Source organism: Cellulophaga sp. F20128, from assembly GCF_023015805.1.
In the GTDB taxonomy this organism is placed as follows: domain Bacteria; phylum Bacteroidota; class Bacteroidia; order Flavobacteriales; family Flavobacteriaceae; genus Cellulophaga.
On record NZ_JALKBA010000053.1, the window covers coordinates 1 to 1,231 of the forward strand.

At 33.5% G+C, this 1,231-nt stretch carries 1 protein-coding gene; it reads left to right on the plus strand.

The window, feature by feature from the left end:
• Window positions 1-423 precede the first annotated feature (423 nt).
• Entirely contained in the window at window positions 424-612 is a 189-nt protein-coding gene (locus MWU65_RS17430) for a hypothetical protein (protein ID WP_247079957.1), read from the plus strand.
• The last annotated feature ends 619 nt before the right edge of the window (window positions 613-1,231 follow it).

Genomic DNA, 1,231 nt, shown 5'->3' on the forward strand with positions numbered 1-1,231 from the left:
TTGGAATCTAAAAAGAGTAACATCAAGTACTCTTTTTTTAGCAAGCTAACACCTATCATCTTAGGATTTTTAGGTTTATTGGTAGGTTTAAAATCTGAGGATGGTTCAACAGAATTTTCCGAATTTTTTTTCTTTTCAACCATACTCTTACTTGGACTTTGTGTCCTTTGCTCTGTAGCAGTTCAGTACTCCGAATTGCATTACGCAAAGAAATCAGTTGATAGTTATAAGGATGAATCCATAAAATATATTCAGGGAAAAACCGAATCCGAAACAATATATGTAACCACAAAAATTTCAACATTCTACGTAATCGTAGAGAAATTGACACTTCTTTTCTTAACGCTATCCATCGTAAGTCTGATATTATATTCTTATGCCTTGACATTATAATTTTAAATAATTAACTAAAAACTATTAAAAATGCAAAAAGTAATTACGATTACAACTCACACAAATATTATCGATAAAGAAGATAAGTTTACAGAAAAAGAATACCCAAAACTTAGTGAATATTTAGAAAACGGATATTCTATTAAAGAAGCTATTCCTATAATAAAACCTGCTGACCCAAGTCTTAGGTATGCAATAACATTTATTCTTGAAAAATAGTAACTGATTTATAAACTGGAATAAAACCAAGAAGTAAATAAGAAGTGACTCTCTTTGTTGGTTGATTCGATCCTAATTCCATCGTTATTACGGATTTTCTTAACATAAAAAACGTTTTACAACACGGTGTATAAATAATAAGGGTTTCGTGCTAGTTAACAATGGTTTACTTCTCCTAATGTATTACGTATGAACTAGCTTATACTTATCCCCTTACTAATTCATACACAATACGTTAGCTGCAACATACTTTAAAGTGTTCTCCTGAATAAGGCAGCTTCGGGGCTTATTCCTTTTTTGCTGCTTTCGCTTTATTAAATCAATCTGTACGCAAGTAGAAACGTTTATCAGCGCAGCAAAAAAACAACGGTATCTGATCCTTTCTCTTCGGCTTTCTTAAAGGCTTGGGTTTTATAGTTAATAATGGTTTGGTTCAATTCCTTTTGCCGCCAGTGCGCAAGCAGTACGCTGGCCGATTATAGACCTGTTTGCGTCCGCAACAGATATCTTAACTCCAAGACTCAACTCCTATCTATTTAGACTTGTAGAACGACTTAAATGCGGCAAAAACTCCTGGAAAACTTTGTTATAGTCTGCGCCTTAGAGTAAGGCTTGCCTC

Bases quoted from the DNA above. Each gene is read 5' to 3' on its own strand.
- MWU65_RS17430 (WP_247079957.1), top strand. From the start codon at position 424: ATGCAAAAAGTAATTACGATTACAACTCACACAAATATTATCGATAAA.